Origin of the sequence: Paenibacillus enshidis (assembly GCF_042136365.1) — a bacterium.
GTDB classification, from domain to species: Bacteria; Bacillota; Bacilli; order Paenibacillales; family Paenibacillaceae; genus Paenibacillus; species Paenibacillus enshidis.
The window spans coordinates 220069-237844 of record NZ_JBHHMI010000003.1 but is presented as its reverse complement, the minus strand read 5'-3'; the positions used below and the strand labels follow the sequence as shown (position 1 = coordinate 237844).

At 53.4% G+C, this 17776-nt stretch carries 16 protein-coding genes and 1 other annotated feature; of the genes, 1 reads left to right on the top strand and 15 read right to left on the bottom strand.

The window, feature by feature from the left end:
• Positions 1-153: 153 nt before the first annotated feature.
• From ACE41H_RS05485 to lspA, 10 genes are all read right to left on the bottom strand, one after another.
• Positions 154-318 carry a hypothetical protein gene (locus tag ACE41H_RS05485; protein WP_375353833.1) on the bottom strand — a complete coding sequence of 55 codons (165 nt, stop codon included), beginning with the start codon at positions 316-318 and terminating at the stop codon, positions 154-156.
• 134 nt (positions 319-452) lie between these two features.
• Positions 453-1097, bottom strand: coding sequence for an orotate phosphoribosyltransferase (gene pyrE, locus ACE41H_RS05480; RefSeq protein WP_375353832.1), 645 nt, complete (start codon positions 1095-1097; stop codon positions 453-455).
• Positions 1094-1828: an orotidine-5'-phosphate decarboxylase gene (pyrF, locus tag ACE41H_RS05475; protein ID WP_375354038.1), complete on the bottom strand. Its 735-nt coding sequence runs from the start codon at positions 1826-1828 to the stop codon at positions 1094-1096. The genes pyrE and pyrF overlap by 4 nt, the downstream gene beginning before the upstream one ends.
• Before the next feature lie 94 nt (positions 1829-1922).
• Positions 1923-5141 (bottom strand): carbamoyl-phosphate synthase large subunit, encoded by a 3219-nt coding sequence (carB, locus tag ACE41H_RS05470; RefSeq protein WP_375353830.1) that lies wholly within the window; start codon positions 5139-5141, stop codon positions 1923-1925.
• A gap of 1 nt (position 5142) precedes the next feature.
• On the bottom strand, positions 5143-6279 hold the full coding sequence (carA, locus tag ACE41H_RS05465; protein ID WP_375353829.1) for a glutamine-hydrolyzing carbamoyl-phosphate synthase small subunit: 1137 nt from the start codon (positions 6277-6279) through the stop codon (positions 5143-5145).
• 39 nt (positions 6280-6318) lie between these two features.
• A complete protein-coding gene (pyrC, locus tag ACE41H_RS05460) occupies positions 6319-7638 on the bottom strand; it encodes a dihydroorotase (RefSeq protein ID WP_375353828.1) in 1320 nt (439 codons plus the stop codon).
• A gap of 51 nt (positions 7639-7689) precedes the next feature.
• A complete protein-coding gene (locus ACE41H_RS05455) occupies positions 7690-8607 on the bottom strand; it encodes an aspartate carbamoyltransferase catalytic subunit (RefSeq protein ID WP_375353826.1) in 918 nt (305 codons plus the stop codon).
• Positions 8604-9170 (bottom strand): bifunctional pyr operon transcriptional regulator/uracil phosphoribosyltransferase PyrR, encoded by a 567-nt coding sequence (gene pyrR / locus ACE41H_RS05450; protein WP_375353825.1) that lies wholly within the window; start codon positions 9168-9170, stop codon positions 8604-8606. Before pyrR ends, ACE41H_RS05455 begins: the two co-directional genes overlap by 4 nt.
• A 469-nt stretch (positions 9171-9639) precedes the next feature.
• The gene (locus tag ACE41H_RS05445; protein ID WP_375353824.1) at positions 9640-10605 is read right to left on the bottom strand and encodes an RluA family pseudouridine synthase; all 966 of its coding nucleotides are present in this window, start codon (positions 10603-10605) and stop codon (positions 9640-9642) included.
• Entirely contained in the window at positions 10598-11092 is a 495-nt protein-coding gene (gene lspA / locus ACE41H_RS05440) for a signal peptidase II (protein ID WP_375353823.1), read from the bottom strand. The genes ACE41H_RS05445 and lspA overlap by 8 nt, the downstream gene beginning before the upstream one ends.
• Before the next feature lie 195 nt (positions 11093-11287).
• Between lspA and ACE41H_RS05435 the strand changes: the two genes are divergently transcribed.
• Positions 11288-12016 (top strand): TraR/DksA C4-type zinc finger protein, encoded by a 729-nt coding sequence (locus ACE41H_RS05435; RefSeq protein WP_375353822.1) that lies wholly within the window; start codon positions 11288-11290, stop codon positions 12014-12016.
• Positions 12017-12029: 13 nt separating this feature from the next.
• On the opposite strand, the gene ACE41H_RS05430 is transcribed toward ACE41H_RS05435, so the two are convergent.
• The 5 genes from ACE41H_RS05430 to ACE41H_RS05410 form a co-directional block, all read right to left on the bottom strand.
• Positions 12030-12326: a DUF5665 domain-containing protein gene (locus ACE41H_RS05430; RefSeq protein ID WP_375354037.1), complete on the bottom strand. Its 297-nt coding sequence runs from the start codon at positions 12324-12326 to the stop codon at positions 12030-12032.
• Between the two features lie 234 nt (positions 12327-12560).
• A complete protein-coding gene (ileS, locus tag ACE41H_RS05425; RefSeq protein ID WP_375353821.1) occupies positions 12561-15650 on the bottom strand; it encodes an isoleucine--tRNA ligase in 3090 nt (1029 codons plus the stop codon).
• 69 nt (positions 15651-15719) lie between these two features.
• Positions 15720-15995 (bottom strand) — a binding site (T-box leader).
• Between the two features lie 84 nt (positions 15996-16079).
• A complete protein-coding gene (locus ACE41H_RS05420) occupies positions 16080-16595 on the bottom strand; it encodes a DivIVA domain-containing protein (RefSeq protein ID WP_375353820.1) in 516 nt (171 codons plus the stop codon).
• A 122-nt stretch (positions 16596-16717) separates the two neighbouring features.
• A complete protein-coding gene (locus ACE41H_RS05415) occupies positions 16718-17500 on the bottom strand; it encodes a YlmH family RNA-binding protein (protein WP_375353819.1) in 783 nt (260 codons plus the stop codon).
• Positions 17501-17509: 9 nt separating this feature from the next.
• Positions 17510-17773: a YggT family protein gene (locus tag ACE41H_RS05410; RefSeq protein WP_375353818.1), complete on the bottom strand. Its 264-nt coding sequence runs from the start codon at positions 17771-17773 to the stop codon at positions 17510-17512.
• Positions 17774-17776: the final 3 nt, after the last annotated feature.

Sequence of the window (17776 nt, the reverse complement as noted above, 5' to 3'; positions counted from 1 at the left end):
AAATCTTGACGTATTTACAATATAATGTATCATATCCGCCTGTTGATATAGGCCAAAAGACTCATATTTCCAATATATTCAATGTCACCCTCTAAATTGGTGAATAAAAAAGACGAAGCAATTTGGTCATAGCCCCGTCAAATAGACAATTATTCATAGGATAAATTTTACACCATAACGCCCTTTTTTGGACTGATACACTTCCACTGCTCTTGGATCATGATAGCCATAAATCCAACCGTCCTCCTCAAGCCGTTTGGCAAGGCATCCCGCCTGAAACTTGGTTGTATACAATTTTCCGAAATACACCCACCTCATGTCTCTCCCTCTTTCCAGGTCAGTTTCGTGCTTTAGTGTGCCCCTTTCTTGTGCAATTAGTACATGGGTATCCGCAGGCAGCAGAAACAGCCCGGCGGCGGCCGGGCTGGAATAATGACCAGTAGTATATACTTTTATTGGCCGAAGGAAGCGGGATCCTGTCTCCAGGAACGAAGCAACTCAAGCTCGCTTTCCTGAATCGCTCCCTCGCGAAGGGCGACGTCCATAAGAGATGAATAGTTGGACAGGCTCTCCAGCTTGACGCCCGCCTCGGCAAAGGCCTGGGTTGCCTTGTCGAGCTGGTAGCTGAAAATGGCCAGCACGGCCAGCGTCGCTGCGCCTGCCTGCTCCACGGCTTTCGCCGCCTTAATGGAGCTGCCTCCGGTGGAGATCAGGTCCTCAATGACGATGACCTTCTGTCCTTCTCGGATCAGCCCTTCAATCTGGTTCTCTTTACCGTGTCCTTTCGCTTTGTCGCGCACGTAAGCCATGGGAAGATTCAGCTTTTGCGCTACCCATGCCGCATGCGGAATACCGGCCGTGGCTGTCCCGGCAATGACTTCCGCGTCCGGATAACGTTCACGGATCACTGCAGCGAATGCGTCCGCAATAAGCTCACGCACCTCCGGGTAGCCCATGGTCAGCCGATTGTCGCAATAAATCGGCGATTTGATGCCCGATGTCCAGGTGAAAGGCTGCTGCGGCCGCAGGGCCACCGCTTTGATGCGCAGCAGATGTGCTGCGATTTGCTCAGGAATTTGTGCCAATGATATCGTCATGCCTTCATCATCTCCTCAATAATTTGCTCGGCAGCCGTTCTCGGGTCCGCTGCCCCCGTAATCGGGCGTCCTACTACAATGTAGCTGCTGCCGCCTGCAATAGCTTGTCCTGGCGTCAAAATACGCGCCTGATCCCCGACAGAGCTGCCGGCCGGACGAATTCCCGGCGTGACTGTCCGGAAATCCGGTCCGCAGGCGGCCCCGATGGCCTGCACTTCAAGCGGAGAAGCGACGACACCGTGCAGCCCCGCTTCCTGTGCAAGCCGCGCATACCTTACAACCGTGTCCTCTACAGAACCCGCGATGCCGATTTCCTCATTCATCGTGCGCTGATCCGTGCTCGTCAATTGGGTCACGGCAATGATGAGCGGCAGTGACAAGGATGAATTTGCTTCCACAGCCTCCTGTGCTCCTTCTCTGGCTGCATGCATCATGGCGGAGCCGCCTGCCGCATGCACGTTGAACATATCGACACCAAGCCGTGTAATGCTGCCGGCTCCACCGCGCACCGTATTTGGAATATCGTGCATTTTCAGGTCAAGGAAAACGGAATAGCCCTTATCCTTAAGCTCGCGGACAAAATCAGGGCCTGCCGCGTAAAAAAGCTGCATACCCACCTTCATATAACAGGCAATGCCCTGCAGGCCTTTCACCAGCTTGCGCGCCTTATCCGCATCCGGAAAATCCAATGCAACCATCAGGCGTCCAGCCATACTCTGCGGTAACGTCATCACTATCTCACATCTCCCGTCCGTGATAAAGGACATCCTTCAGCCTTGAGCTGTCAGATGTCCTTTCCAAAATTTTAGATGATGCTGCCGAAGCTTAGCGGCTCAATGCCGGCATGGCTTCCGAGGAGAAGTTCAGCGTCTCCAGCATGCCCAGCAGCGCGCGAACCGTATCCAGGGATGTCATGCACACCACTCCGTTCTCTACCGCTTCACGGCGGATACGAAAGCCATCCCGCTCAGGGGTCTTGCCTTTGGTCAGCGTATTGAATACAAAGTTGGCTTCACCTGTGCGAATCAGATCCAGAATGTTTGGTGTACCTTCGCTCAGCTTGTTCACAATCGTTACTGGAATGCCGGCCTGCTCGAGTGCCGCCGCTGTACCTCCAGTGGCAATGATTTTGTAACCCAGCTTGTAAAATCCGCGCAGCAGCTCTACCGCTTCCGCTTTATCCTTGTCGGATACGGTGGCGATAATCGCTCCTGTGGACGGGATTTTCATGCCTGCACCGACGAGGCCTTTATAGAGCGCCTTCGCATATTTTACATCACGGCCCATCACTTCGCCGGTGGATTTCATTTCAGGTCCGAGCGTCGGCTCCACACGGCGCAGCTTCGCAAAGGAGAATACCGGCACCTTGACCGACACATGATCGCTTTCCGGCCAGAGCCCATCTTCATAACCAAGGTCCTTCAGCTTCGCGCCAAGAATGGCCTGGGTGGCAATATTCGCCATCGGAATGTTGGTTACCTTGCTCAGGAACGGCACCGTCCGGGAAGAGCGCGGATTCACTTCGATGACGTATACTTCGTCGTTATGGATAACAAACTGAATATTGACCAATCCGATCGTTTTCAGCTCTTTGGCGATGCTGATGGTGATATCCACGATTTTTTGCTTCAGGCTTTCGTCCAGATGCTGTGGAGGATATACCGCGATCGAATCGCCGGAGTGGACCCCTGCCCGCTCGACATGCTCCATAATGCCCGGAACGAGCACCGTTTCCCCGTCACAGATGGCGTCCACTTCAACTTCTTTGCCAAGCATGTAGCGGTCGATCAGCACCGGATGCTCCGGATTGATTTTAACGGCTTCCTTCATGTAGTTGAGCAGTTCGGCGTCCGAGTATACAATTTCCATCGCACGTCCGCCAAGTACGTACGAAGGGCGCACGAGCACCGGATAACCCAATCCTTGAGCGGTTCCGACCGCTTCATCGACCGAAGTCACCGTGCTGCCCTGCGGCTGTGCGATGCGGAGACGGGACAGCAGTGCTTCGAACTTTTTGCGGTCTTCCGCTTCGTCAATGCTGGCCAGGTCGGTGCCGAGGATTTTCACCCCTGCGGCGCTCAGCGGAGCTGCCAGGTTAATCGCCGTTTGACCGCCAAACTGCACGATAACGCCGATCGGTTTTTCCTGCTCAATCACGTTCATGACATCCTCGAAGAAAAGCGGCTCGAAGTAGAGACGGTCAGACGTATTGAAGTCTGTGGATACTGTCTCAGGGTTGTTGTTAATAATAACCGCTTCATAGCCCGCTTTTTGAATCGCCCATACCGCATGCACCGTCGAGTAGTCGAACTCAATGCCCTGACCGATCCGGATCGGCCCGGAGCCGAGAACAACCACTTTCTCTTTGCGAGTGTCAGTTACCTCGTTCTCGGTTTCGTAGGTCGAGTAATAATATGGTGTAGTCGCCTCGAATTCTGCCGCGCAGGTGTCCACCATTTTGTAGACAGGACGCAGATTATGGCTCAAACGGAATTCACGCACTTCCGCTTCCGCAGTGCAGTGTCCGCCCAATTGAGCGGACGCACGAACCTCTGCAATCGACTTGTCTGTAAAACCGAGACGCTTCGCTTGGTACAGAGTCTCATAAGTCAATTCAGGATCTTCCGCCATACGGCTCTCGAAGCCGACGATACCTTCAATTTTGTCCAGGAACCACCAGTCTACCTTCGTCAAATCCTGGATCTCCTGTTGACTGTAACCACGGCGGAAGGCCTCAGCAATGAGGAACATGCGTTCATCATCCGCTTTTACGAGACGGCTTTGCAGCACTTCGTCTGTGAGAGCCTCGGCATCTTTCAAATGGATGCGGTGCACGCCGATTTCAAGCGATCTTACCGCTTTGTGAATGGATTCCTCAAACGTCCGCCCGATCGCCATAACCTCGCCGGTGGCTTTCATTTGCGTGCCCAGCTTGCGGTTGGCTGACGTAAATTTGTCGAACGGCCAGCGTGGAATTTTGCTTACGATATAGTCCAGCGTTGGCTCAAAGCAGGCATACGTTTGCCCCGTAACCGGGTTGATGATTTCGTCCAGCGTATAACCCAGCGCGATTTTGGCAGCCATCTTGGCGATCGGGTAACCGGTTGCCTTGGAAGCCAGCGCCGACGAACGGCTTACGCGCGGATTGACTTCGATAACATAGTATTGATAGCTGTAAGGGTCCAGCGCAAACTGCACGTTGCAGCCGCCTTCAATGTTGAGCGCGCGGATAATTTTCAGTGATGCCGAACGCAGCATCTGGTATTCACGGTCAGACAGCGTCTGGCTCGGCGCCACTACGATACTGTCTCCGGTGTGAACGCCAACCGGATCAAAGTTCTCCATGTTGCACACCACGATGCAGTTGTCGTTGCCGTCGCGCATAACTTCGTATTCGACTTCCTTCATGCCAGCAATACTTTTCTCAATCAGACATTGTCCGATCGGGCTGTAACGGAGGCCGGAAGCGACCGTTTCGCGCAGCTCCTCTTCCGTCGCACAGATGCCGCCGCCTGTACCACCAAGCGTATAGGCCGGGCGCACAATGATCGGGTAGCCGATTTCTCCTGCAAAATCCAGCGCTTCCTGCATGGTGGTCACGATCGCGCTTTCGGGCACAGGCTGCTCCAGTTCGCGCATAAGCTCACGGAACAGATCGCGGTCCTCCGCTTTTTCGATTGAGCTGAGCTGAGTACCGAGCAGCTTCACATTTTCGCTTTCCAGAACGCCTGCTCTTGCCAGCTCCACCGCCATGTTCAGACCTGTCTGTCCTCCGAGTGTAGGAAGAAGGCCGTCCGGACGCTCCTGGCGGATGATTTGCGTTACAAATTCCAGCGTAATCGGCTCAATGTATACCTTATCCGCCATATTGGTGTCGGTCATGATGGTTGCCGGGTTGCTGTTGATCAGGACGACTTCCACGCCTTCTTCCTTGAGTGCCTGACATGCCTGGGTTCCGGCATAATCAAATTCAGCCGCCTGACCGATAACGATGGGCCCGGAACCGATCACCAGTATTTTCTTGAGGTCTTTATGCTTCGGCATATTAGCGGACTCCTTTCCCGGCAGCTGCGATAAGGACCTGGCGCGGCTGCTTCGGATGGTTTTGTTTGTGCTCCTGGATCATCTCAAGGAAGCGGTCGAACAGATAGCTGTTGTCTTGCGGACCCGGCGCCGCTTCAGGATGGTATTGCACCGAGAACGCAGGATACTTCTTATGTTTGAGACCTTCGATGGTCTTATCGTTATTGTTGATATGGGTCACTTCCAGATCCGTACCACGCACGGATTCTTCGTTGACCGTGTAGCCGTGGTTCTGCGAGGTGATGAAGCAGCGTCCGCTTTCCAGCTCCTTCACCGGATGGTTGCCGCCGCGATGGCCGAACTTCAGCTTCTCGGTGTCAGCTCCGGCAGCCAGTGCAAACAGCTGATGCCCCAGACAAATGCCGAACATCGGATATTCGCCAAGCAGCTCGGCAATCGTTTTCACCGCATGCGGAACGTCTTTCGGGTCCCCGGGACCGTTCGAAAGCTGGATTCCGTCAGGATTGAGCCTGCGGATTTCGTCCGCCGTCGTGTCATGCGGCACGATCACCACGTCGCAATCACGCTTGTTCAGCTCGCGCAGAATGCCGCTCTTGGCGCCGTAGTCAATCAGCACGATCCGCTCCTTGCTTCCCGGGCTGCTGTACACATGACGCGTAGAGGTCATCGGAACCTGATTGCGCAGCTCGGCAATGGTCGTGTCATTCATCATTTCCATCAGTTCTTCAACCGGTTTGGAGGAGGTTGTAAGAATACCCTTCATCGTACCATGATGGCGGATCATCCGGGTGAGCATGCGGGTATCGATATCGCTGATGCCGACGATGCCGTATTCCTTCAACAGATCGTCTACGCTGTACTGTGCGCGCCAGTTGCTCGGCACCGGCTCGTAACGGCGGACCGCAAAGCCGTGCACGTAAGGACGCACGGATTCAAAGTCGTCACGTGTAATTCCGTAGTTGCCGATCAGCGGATACGTCATCGTGACAATCTGGCCGCAGTACGACGGATCTGTCAACACCTCTTGATAGCCTGTAATCCCTGTATTAAATACGACTTCTCCCGTCTTTTCACCATCCGCGCCGAATGCCTTGCCGGTGAACAGCGTACCGTCTTGAAGCAGTAATCTTGCCTGCATCCCGTTCTCACTCCTCAAATGTTGTCTTTATAAAATCATTTATTGTATGTTTGCGCTCCATACCAGCCGCCCGTCCACCCAGGTCTTCACCGGCCAGCCCTTCAGCTTCCAGCCTGTGAAAGGAGTGTTGCGGCCTTTGGATTCAAAGGTCAGCGGATCAACAACCTGCTCGCTTTCGAGGTCAATCATGGTCAGATCGGCAGGCGCCCCTTCTTCCAGACGCCCGGTATTCAGACCGAATACTCTAGCCGGATCTGTGGTCATTCGCTGCACCAGAAATTCCAGTGTCCAAACTCCGGTTGCCACGAACCGGGTGTACAGCAGCGGAAAGGCCGTTTCAAAGCCTACGATGCCAAACGGCGCCAGCTGCATGCCTTTCGCCTTTTCTTCCTCACTGTGCGGGGCATGGTCTGTGACAATAATGTCAATCGTTCCATCCTGCAGCGCCTCAATACAGGCCTGCACATCCCGCGCCGAACGCAGGGGAGGATTCATTTTCCAGTTCGCATCCAGCCCCGGAATATCTTCCTCGGATAGCAGCAAGTGATGAGGACACACCTCGGCAGTCACGTTAATTCCGATCTCTTTCGCCTGACGGATCAGGCGGATGGATTGCTCCGTGCTGACATGACATACGTGGTAATGCACACCTGTCGCTTCAGCCAACAGGATGTCCCTGCCGACATGAATGGCCTCCGATTCGTTCGGAATGCCCTTCAGGCCATGACGCCTGGCAAACTCGCCTTCCGCCACCGGGGCTCCTTCAACCAGAGTGTTGTCTTCACAGTGGGCAATCACCGGCATATCAAGAGCCGCCGCTTTATACATGGCGTCCTTCATCATCTGTGCGCTCTGCACGCCTACGCCGTCATCCGTAAAGCCGATAGCTCCCGCTTCTTTCAGCGCCTCAAAGTCCGTCAGCTCCCGTCCCAGCTCGCCTTTGGTGATGGCCGCATACGGAAGTACTTTCGCCAGCCCTGCCTCCGCCGCTTTGTTCAGCACAAGCTGCACCGTTTCCGGTTTATCCGTCACCGGACGTGTATTCGGCATACAAGCAATCGTCGTAAACCCGCCTTTGACCGCCGATCTGCTGCCGGTTTCGATTGTCTCTTTGTGTTCGAAGCCCGGCTCTCTGAGGTGAACGTGCATGTCGATCAGTCCAGGAATGACCAGTTTTCCCTGGGCGTCAATCGTTTCAACTTTTTGTTCATCCATCGGTGTTCCGGGTTCCACGAAAATGCTCAAGCCGGCATCCGCATCCACAATTGCTGCAATCTTGCCATCTATAATAAGGATCGATTTACTTTCAAGTTTTCCCTGTTCGTTCAGTACGCTTGCATTTGTAATCAACTGGGCCATTTTGTTTTTCTCCTCCGCTTCAGGTGTTTGCTTCCTATCCGACCGTCCTGCTTACAGCTTCATCGCCCGTTCCATAACCGCCATGCGGATGGGAACGCCGTTAGCCATCTGCGGGAAGATCCGTGACTGACCGCTCTCCACGACCGCATCATCAATCTCTACATTCCGGTTCACCGGCGCAGGATGCATAATGATCGTGTCTGGAGCAAGCCTGGAAGCTCTCTCCTCTGTAAGCCCATACTGCTCCCGGTAGTGCTCTTCCGACTTCAGCATGCCCTCAGCGTGCCGCTCCAGCTGTACACGCAGCATCATGACGACATCCGCCTTCAGTGCTTCTTCCATTGTTACATAAGGGGCGTGCTCCGCCAGTTCAGGAGCCTGCATATTGGATGGGGCGCAAAAACTCACCTGTGCTCCGAACTTGTGCAGTGCCCACAGATTGGAGCGTGCTACCCGGCTGTGAAGCACATCGCCGATGATGGATACGCGCAGCCCCTTCAGTTCTCCGAACGATTTGCGCATCGTGTACAGATCAAGCAAGGCCTGTGTCGGATGCTCATTGTTGCCGTCACCCGCATTGACCAGCGGAACGTTCACTTTCTCCGCAAGCTGCTCCAGCACACCCGCCGGCTTGAGCCGGATCACCCCAGCATCAATGCCCATCGATTCGAGCGTTCTCACCGTATCGTAGATGGACTCTCCCTTTGCTACGCTGGATGCGGCTGCGGCAAAGTTAAGCACCTGTGCTCCAAGTCGCTTCTGGGCCATTTCGAAGGAGAAGCGGGTGCGGGTGCTGTTCTCGAAAAACATGTTGGCTGCGAAACGGGACTGCAGAACAGGTACAAGCTTCTGCGGCTGAGATTCCCAGTATGCCGCGCGATCGAGAATCGATCCGATTTCGCTGCGGCTTAAATCTTTAAGACCAAGCAGGCTGCGGTCCTTTAATTTGCTAACTGTTGCTGTTATCATGCCTGATCCCCCCGGTTCTGAATGATCGTCACTTCGTCCTTGCCATCCGTTTCTTTCAAGGCGACCACGATTTCTTCCGTTTTCGAGGTGGGGATATTTTTACCTATATAGTCGGGGCGGATTGGCAGCTCCCGGTGTCCGCGGTCTGCCAAAACAGCCAGCTGAATCATCTGCGGCCGGCCGCAATCCATCAGCGCATCCATGGCCGCACGGATCGTCCGTCCCGTATAAAGCACATCGTCGAACAAAATGACCTTCTTGTCATGCACCGATACATCGGATGGGTTCATGGTCAGCTGCTTGCTGCCATCCGCGCTGGCGGAGCCGCTGCGGTCATCGCGATAAGGGGTTACGTCAAGCTCGCCCCAAGGAATCGGCGTTCCTTCAATTTCCTCAATTTTGGCTGCCAGCCGCTTGGCCAGAAACACTCCGCGCGTGCGGATCCCAACCAGCACACAACCGTTAATGCCTTTGTTTTTCTCCAGAATTTCATGCGCAATCCGGGTCAATGCGCGGCGGATTGCCAGCTCATCCATCAGTACATGCACTTCATTGCTGCTCATGCTTCCAGCCTCCTCGGGTCATGTTGCCTTCAGATCTGGTCCCGTGACGGATACAAAAAAACTCCTTGCCCAGATTGGCAAGGAGTCCCGATCGACAGTCTGCTGCTGTCGTCTGATCTCATTCGAACACACTGAGGGCATGCCGCCACAGCGGAAGCACTTCAGTGATCCATTCACGTTACCTTGCCAGCCTCACGGGACTGATTTAAAGGTGCTATTCAGATTTCCTTCATCATCACATTTCGTGTGATAGATTTCATCGCATCTACACGAATTATGACAGAAAGAATTTCCACTGTCAACACCTTTGCCTGCCGGGGACCGGAAGCTATTTTTAATAATTATACGATATAACTGTATATTTATCCATGTTTATTTTTATCATCTGTTTGCGAGTACAAAAAAAACCGCCTTTACAGGCGGTCTGGTTCAATTCTTACATATAAATAACATAAATAATGGTTGTATATTACCTGCTGCGCAGGGAGGCAAGCACGTCCTCCATATCCTGCGGGAGCGGTGCGCTGAATTCGAGGTAGTCCCTTGTTTTCGGGTGAACAAAGCCCAATATTGCAGCATGCAACGCCTGTCCGTCCATACGGATGCCTTTGCTGCGGCCATACATCGGATCCCCGACAAGCGGATGCCCGATAAATTTCATGTGAACCCGAATCTGGTGCGTCCGTCCGGTTTCCAGCTTCAGCTCAAGCAGCGTGTAGTCACCAAACCTCTCCAGTACGAGAAAATGAGTGACAGCATGCTTGCTGTTGCGGTCCGTAACGGTAAACATTTTGCGGTCTCCTGCAGCGCGGCCGATCGGCGCATCCACTGTCCCCTGATCGTGGCTCAAATTGCCGTGCACGAGCGCTATATACCTGCGGGTTACACTGTGATCCTTCAACTGGGCAGCGAGTGACGCATGGGCCTTGTCATTTTTTGCCGCCATCAGCAGCCCGGAAGTATCCTTGTCAATACGATGCACGATGCCTGGCCGAAGCTCGCCATTGATGCCGGACAGATCGTGGCAGTGGTACATCAGCGCATTGACCAGAGTCCCGGAGGCATGTCCGGGAGCAGGATGAACAACCAACCCGCGTGGCTTATTGATCACGATGACGTCCGCGTCCTCATATACCACATTGAGTGGTATATCCTCAGGAACAATTTCCACACTTTCCGGCTCAGGTATGCTTAACTCAATACGGTCATTTTCCAGCAGCTTGTAATTGGCCTTCACCGCCGCTCCATTCACCAACACCCGCCCGTCTCCAATCCACAGCTGAATCTGGGATCTGGACACATCGGTCATCCTGTCTGCTAAATATTTGTCAATACGGGTCTTGGCCGCAGTCGTATCCACGGTCCATTCGAGCAATTCGCCGCCTTCGTGGTCTTCCAGCTCATCTGACAAATCAGTTTGATAATCCTCATTCATTCCCGTTCGTTCCTTCCATGCCGCTGCTTTCCTTTTGCCGTCTTGATTCCAGCAGAGTATCCAGTATGATGATCGCCACCCCGACCACAATCGCGGAGTCAGCTATATTAAAGATCGGAAAGGTGTAGCTGCCAAAGTTGAAGCGCGCAAAATCCACTACTTCACCGGCGATTGCCCGGTCCAGGAAATTGCCGATGGCCCCGCCCAGCACGAGGCTCAAACCGAACGGCAGCAGCTTCTGCCCGTTGCGGACTGTCTTTCGCAAATACCAGATGATCGCAATGACCACAACCACGGTAATGACGATGAAAAGCTCCCGCTGTCCCTGCAGAATGCCAAATGCCGCCCCCTGGTTTCGGTGTGACGTAATCTGAAAGAAGCTGCCGATGACCGGAATCGTCTCGCCCAGTTCCATTCTCGTTGCAATCAGATATTTTGTCCCTTGATCCAGTAAGAATACAATAAATGCCACTACATAATAAATCACCGTTGTCACTCCGATCCCATAATTCCGTTACTATCTTCATTCAGACCCATTTATTGTAGCATAAGGGCCGGAACATCGTCCATGAGAGGCACTGCGCGCCAGCCCTGATAGAAATTCCCTCCTCTAAAAAGCAAGCCTGCAGCACACCCTATGAACAGCCGCGACCATTGCCCGATTTCTGAAAGGAGATGCCTTATGCCACTTACCGAGCAGCAGCTGAATACGCTGCGCAACGAGCTGTTAAAGCGCAAGCAGGATATTGAACACCGTTTGCATGGAGGTGACGGACACCGTGGCCTGTCTGACGGACAGCGTGCACAGACAGGCGAATTGTCCCTGATCGATAACCACCCGGGTGATGTTGGTACGGAAACCTATGAAAGAGGCAAGGATTTGGCGCTGGTCGAGCATGATGAATTTATGCTTGAGCGTATAGTCTCGGCTCTCAAAGCCATGGAAGAAGGTACTTATGGCATTTGCGCTACCAGCGGGAAGCCCATTCCTTATGAACGTCTTTTGGCCGTTCCGTACACGAAATACCTCGCCGAATACAATCCGGAGCAGGAAGTAACCAATAACCGCCCTGTAGAGGAAGAGTTTCTCGATCCCCCGTTTGGCCGCTCCAGTCTGGATGAGCATGAATACAACGGCTTTGACGGGGAGGATGCATGGCAGATCGTTTCAAGCTGGGGCAATTCCAACTCGCCCGCCCTGTCCGAAAACCGTGAGGTTCATAACTATGATGAAGTGGAAATTGAAGACGGCGATGACAATCAGGGCTTTGTGGAATCATACGAAAGCTTTATCGCCACAGATATAACCGGTGACAACGTCACGGTCGTTCGAGGCCCCATGTACCAAAAATATATGAAGCAGGGTGAGGGTGAGCCGCTGCTCGAGCCGGACGTTAACACCGAAGAGTAGGCCGTACAGCTTCTTAATAAGTCGACAGCTCAAGCTGATGCTGTACGATCCGTACAATATCGGCTATATAATCCCCGATGATGGGAAGATTCAGCTTGCCAAGCACCTGAAGCACGTAGATAATCGTCGCCGCAAAAAAAGTAAAGCCGACCGCAATGCCCACCCCGCGGGACGTTCCTGCCAGCAAATTAAGCCAGATCAGCCGCCAGGGTCTGTTCAGCAGCATGGCATATTCGGCTACCCGGGACAGCTCCATTTTGTCGGCAATCCAGTGCGGGGTTCCGAAGCGCCTTTTCTTTTCCGGCCGCATGAAGGTAGTTCCGGGCCTGCCATTGCCACGGATATGATGGTTCTCTCCTGAACGGTTTCTTACGCCGCGACGACGCTTGCCTTCAGCCATCGTAAGCACTCCCTCCCTGTTTATAGTAACCTGCAGGGAACAATAAACGAGCCGTGCGCAGAGCGGACATCGTATCCGTCTCCAGAAGCACAGGCTCGTTTTGCCAAGTTCACTCTATTCTATTATGCGCTTCACCCAGCAGCCTTATTCTGCGATATGAACCCCGATCGATTTTCCACCGGCTTCCACACGCTCCATAGGCTCGGTACTGCCAAAGGCAAGCTCTGTTACCAGCACGTTGTCACGCAGCACACTTTCAAACCGCTCGATAGCCAATTTAAGCTCAGCGTCAACATCCAGCGTAAGAGCCACTCGTTTCTCGATGGGCAGATCCAGCTTTTTCCGGTAATCCTGAACAACGCGCACCACTTCACGCACCCAGCCTTCCTGCTCCAGCTCCGGTGTGACATCCGTGTTGAGGGCAACGGTCAGGCCGTAGCCGGATGCAGAAGAAAAGCCTTCCTTCGCCTTTTTCTCGATCAGCAGCTCCTCGGCTGTCACCTGCAGCTCCTCGCCTTCCGGAGACACAACGTTCAGGACACCGTTCTCCACCACAGCACGCGTCTCGTCCGCAGACATGCCTTTGAACAGATTTTGCAGGAAACCGACATTTTTGCCGTATTTCTTGCCCGCGACCTTCAAATTCAGCTTCAAGGTGAAGTCGACAAAACCGCTGTCATCCGTTTCCGTATGAATATGCTTTACATTGATCTCGTCCTTGATGATCTCCTCATAGCCAGCCAAATCAAAGTCACGGTCCATGGAAACGATCAGCTCCGAGAGCGGCTGTCTCGTTTTGATGGCAGTCTCGTTGCGCACGTTGCGAGCAAGCTCAACGACCCGGCGAGCTGTTTCCATATCCTGCTCCAGCTTGATATCGATCACCGACTCATCGGCAGCCGGATAATCCTCTAGATGTACGCTTTCCCCGCTGCTCAAGTTCAGGTAGATATCCTCGGCCACCATCGGCGTAAATGGAGCCAGCAGCTTGGCGGTTGTCAGCAGGACATGAGTAAGTGTCCGGTAGGCGTCCAGTTTATCTTCCGTTAGGCCGCTACCCCAGAAGCGGTCGCGCGAGCGGCGGATGTACCAGTTGCTAAGCTCATCCACGAAGGCTTCGATCGCCTTGGAGGCGTTCAGGAAATCGTTCACGGCCAAGCCTTTGTCAACCACCTTGATCAAACTGTTCAGGCGGGACAGAATCCAGCGGTCCAGCTTGTGGCTGGAAGGCTTGAAAGGATGCTCCGCCGGATCAAAGCCGTCGATAGTGGCATATAGCGTCAAGAACGCATGCGTGTTGACCAGGGTGTCTACCAGCTTGGATTTCGCCTCGCCGACAATGCCCTTCGAGAAACGTTTGCTGTTCCATGGAGCACTGTCCGAAAGCAGCGCCCAGCGGAAAGCGTCCGTACCGTATTCGTCAATAACCTCCCATGGATCGATGACATTGCCCTTGGATTTGGACATTTTTTGGCCTTGCTCGTCCAGCACATGCCCTGTAGCCATAACCGCCTTGTACGGCGCCTTGCCTGTCAGCAATGTCGATACGGCGAGCAGGCTGTAGAACCAGCCGCGAGTCTGGTCAATGCCTTCACAGATCATATCAGCCGGGAATTGCTGGGCAAATGTGTCCTGATTTTCAAACGGATAATGATGCTGCGCAAACGGCATCGATCCGCTGTCGAACCATACGTCGATCACTTCCGGCGTACGGGTCATTTCATATTGGCCGCAAGAGCTGCGGACCCTGATTTGATCCACATACGGTTTATGCAGCTCAATATCCTCCGGCACGTCGCCGATGGCGCGTTCACGAAGCTCGGCGATGCTGTGCGGTGCAAACTGCTCCCCGGTTTCCGCGCAAGTCCAGATGTTCAGCGGTGTGCCCCAGTAACGGTCCCGGCTGATATTCCAGTCCACGAGATCCTCCAGGAATTTGCCAAAACGTCCCTCGCGCACATGCCCCGGGTACCAGTCCACCTCGTTATTGTTGGCAATGAGCTGATCCTTGATCGCTGTCGTCTTGATAAACCAGCTGTCCATCGCATAGTAGAGCAGCGGTGTATCGCAGCGCCAGCAAAATGGATAGCTGTGCTCGTATTTTTCTTTGCCGTAGAGCAGACCTTTATCAGACAGCATTTTCACGATATCGATATCGCATTCTTTTACAAAACGGCCCGCCAAATCTGTGATCTGATCCGTGTAACGCCCCTGCAGGTTCACTACATTGATAAAACCGACGCCGTTTTCCCGGCATACTCTATAGTCGTCCTCGCCATGGGCGGGCGCCATATGAACAATGCCCGTACCGCTAGTGTCCGTTACAAAACCTGCACCGAGAATCGTATTGCCCTTCTCTACCTCAATGTAGTTAAACGGCGGCGTGTAGGTTTTGCCGACGAGCTCCGAGCCACGGACCGTACCGATGATTTCATGATCACCGTTCATAACCTTCTCCACCAGATTCTTGGCGACAATATATATCCCGTCCTCCTGCTTGACTCTTGCATACTCCATGTCCGGATTCACCGCCAGCGACGTGTGGCCTGGCAGCGTCCATGGGGTGGTCGTCCATGCCAGCACATATTCGCCGCTGTCATGCAGCTTGAATTTGGCGGTGGCGCTCAGGTCCTTGACGTCCTTGTATCCTTGAGCCACTTCGTGGGAACTGAGAGTCGTCTGGCAGCTCGGGCAATAAGGGCTTACACGATGGCCGCGGTACAGCAATCCCTTCTCATGAACAGTCGCAAGAATATTCCACACGCTCTCGATGTAGCTGTTCTCCAGGGTCACGTACGGATGATCAAGGTCGGTCCAGTAGCCGATCGCCTCCGTCAAATCCCGCCACTGCTGCTCATATTCGAATACGCTCGCTTTACACTTCTTGATAAACTCCTCAACACCGTATTCTTCGATTTCATGCTTATGAGAAATGCCGAGCTGCTTCTGCACGCCAAGCTCAACCGGCAGACCATGCGTGTCCCATCCTGCTTTGCGGACAACACGGTAGCCCTTCATCGTTTGATAACGGCCGACGAAATCCTTGATGACACGGCCAAGCACGTGGCCGATATGTGGTTTGCCGTTCGCAGTAGGCGGTCCCTCGTAAAACACGTAATTCGGTCTGCCCTCGCGATAGGTCATCGATTTACGGAACGTGTCGTCTTCCTTCCACTTGTTCAGGACCCGCAGCTCACGGGCCCGTGCCTTCTCCTTGACATCCACTCTTTGCATTTACATTCCGTCCTTTCGTTTATGAACCCTTGTGCTGAAAAACCGGCAACAAAAAAAGCCCGCCCCTGTACTAGGGACGAGGCTTTGCTCGCGTTACCACCCTGATTCCGTTTCATGTGCATTCACTTCGTAAACACACAAGCCAACGGCGCTCATATCCCCGCCTGAATGCTGCGAGGAGCCGATATAACGTTCGGCATACGGTGACCGCTTACTCACGCCGGGGCGCTTCAGCTCACTTCTCCGGGAAGATATTCAGTCATGCTCTGCACATTGGCTTGCACCTGAATGCCAACTCTCTGGGGAGCAAAATCATAACCTACTGGGTCCCATCATAGAATTTTCGTTTAAACGTGACAAAAAGCTCTACTATAGTGAAAAAATATAGCCGATTCATGAGCAAAAGTCAATGGCCGCATGACAGCGGCATCAGTAAATTTCTTTCATTTCCCGTTCACGGTCCAAAACCTCGCGCTCGCGCTCCCGGTTCTCCAGCGCTTCCCAGCCATCCTGGCTAAGGAGATCCAGCTGCGCCTCAACCAAAGTGCGAAAGCGCGCGCGGTAGATGGAGGCCTGCTTCTTCAGCTCTTCCACTTCCAACGCAATTTTGCGGGATTTCGCCAAGGCCTCGTTCACGATGCGGTCGGCGTTCTTCTCCGCTTCCTTCACGATCAACTGGGCTTCTTTCTTGGCGTTGTTCTTCACCTCATCGGCAGCCTCCTGGGCTACGATGATCGTTTTGCTCAGCGTCTCTTCAATGTTGGAGAAATGATCCAGCTTCTCCTGAAGAGTGATCAGTTGGTTGCCAAGCTCCTTGTTCTCGCGGATGACAGCTTCGTAATCCTTGATCACCTGGTCCAGGAATTCATTCACCTGATCTTCGTCGTAACCGCGAAGCCGGCGAGCAAACTCCTTATTATGTATATCCAATGGGGATAATGGCATGGCGCGCACCTCCTGAAAGATTAGTGTTCTCCGCAGTTCTTCATATCCGGCAATCAGCCAAACGGGGGGATCGTTATTAGCATAACCAATTCGACAAAAAGAAATGGATTCCTGCCTTATTATTATACAAATTTGCCGATCATTACGCGTTGTCTTCCTTTTTTCGTCAAACCGCCGGTTTCTAATATCTTAAATCGCCCAAATCCCTGAAAGGATATGACGTCTCCTTCTTTCAGCGACGCGGCCGGGTTCTCCTCTGCTTTCCAGTTTACGCGGCAGCGGCCCGCCCTGATGGGGGCCAGCACCTTGCTGCGGCTGAGCCTGTACACGTCGCTGACGATGGCATCCAGCCGCAGGGAGGCTACCGTGAACTCGATCGTTTCAAAAGCATTTTCTTTCAGCTGCAGCTTGACCAGCGGCAGCAGCTCGCTTCGCACATGCACCCGATGCACCTGCTGCAGATGCATCGTCAGGAAAGGGCCAATATCCGCTGCGGCAACGATATGACATCCGTCATCCAATACGTGGATATCCCCTATCTTTCCCCGTTTGATCCCGAGAGCCAGAACAGCTCCCATATAATCACCGTGCTCCAGTTCCCCGATTTTTGTGTCATCAGAGGATATGGACAGCACCTTCATGCCCATATCCTCATCCTCCAGGTAACTGTAATCCGGCGCCACAAGGGCACGCTTGCGTTCCGCCGCTTCGTACCCGCCGTCAAGGCGGATCTGTACGTCATTGCGGCGGGCAGTCAGCGTGCCCAGTATGTAAGCCTGACGAGGGTCCAGAAAATCGGTCAGTTTGTGTTCGTGAAATTGTCCTGCCCGTTCTACCCACTCCCAGGCCCGGTCAACAAAGTCCTTCTCGTCCGGGTGGAAATGGGTGTAAATTTCGGTCCGCATGTAAACCTCCTAGACGAAATAGCCGATCAGCGAGACCAGACCGTAAGAAGCCATATTCAGCACAATCAGCGCCACGATAGGCGAAATGTCAATCATGCCAAAAATCGGCGGGATGAACCGGCGAAACGGCGCCAGGTATGGCTCCACCAGCTTGCCCAGCATCTCCCCGATAAAGCTTTCCCGCGCGTTGGGAAGCCAGGAGAGAAGAACATATACGATAATCATGTACTGATAAATTCGCGCAATTAAAAATATGATTGAATCAACCGTCAAAAA

Bases quoted from the DNA above. Each gene is read 5' to 3' on its own strand.
- carB (WP_375353830.1), bottom strand. From the start codon at position 5,141: ATGCCGAAGCATAAAGACCTCAAGAAAATACTGGTGATCGGTTCCGGG.
- ACE41H_RS05420 (WP_375353820.1), bottom strand. From the start codon at position 16,595: ATGCCATTATCCCCATTGGATATACATAATAAGGAGTTTGCTCGCCGG.
- ACE41H_RS05430 (WP_375354037.1), bottom strand. From the start codon at position 12,326: ATGCGGCCGGAAAAGAAAAGGCGCTTCGGAACCCCGCACTGGATTGCC.
- carA (WP_375353829.1), bottom strand. From the start codon at position 6,279: ATGCAGGCAAGATTACTGCTTCAAGACGGTACGCTGTTCACCGGCAAG.
- pyrC (WP_375353828.1), bottom strand. From the start codon at position 7,638: ATGGCCCAGTTGATTACAAATGCAAGCGTACTGAACGAACAGGGAAAA.
- ACE41H_RS05455 (WP_375353826.1), bottom strand. From the start codon at position 8,607: ATGATAACAGCAACAGTTAGCAAATTAAAGGACCGCAGCCTGCTTGGT.
- ACE41H_RS05435 (WP_375353822.1), top strand. From the start codon at position 11,288: ATGCCACTTACCGAGCAGCAGCTGAATACGCTGCGCAACGAGCTGTTA.
- ACE41H_RS05415 (WP_375353819.1), bottom strand. From the start codon at position 17,500: ATGCGGACCGAAATTTACACCCATTTCCACCCGGACGAGAAGGACTTT.
- ACE41H_RS05445 (WP_375353824.1), bottom strand. From the start codon at position 10,605: ATGAATGAGGATTATCAAACTGATTTGTCAGATGAGCTGGAAGACCAC.
- ileS (WP_375353821.1), bottom strand. From the start codon at position 15,650: ATGCAAAGAGTGGATGTCAAGGAGAAGGCACGGGCCCGTGAGCTGCGG.
- pyrF (WP_375354038.1), bottom strand. From the start codon at position 1,828: ATGACGTTACCGCAGAGTATGGCTGGACGCCTGATGGTTGCATTGGAT.
- ACE41H_RS05485 (WP_375353833.1), bottom strand. From the start codon at position 318: ATGAGGTGGGTGTATTTCGGAAAATTGTATACAACCAAGTTTCAGGCG.
- pyrR (WP_375353825.1), bottom strand. From the start codon at position 9,170: ATGAGCAGCAATGAAGTGCATGTACTGATGGATGAGCTGGCAATCCGC.
- pyrE (WP_375353832.1), bottom strand. From the start codon at position 1,097: ATGACGATATCATTGGCACAAATTCCTGAGCAAATCGCAGCACATCTG.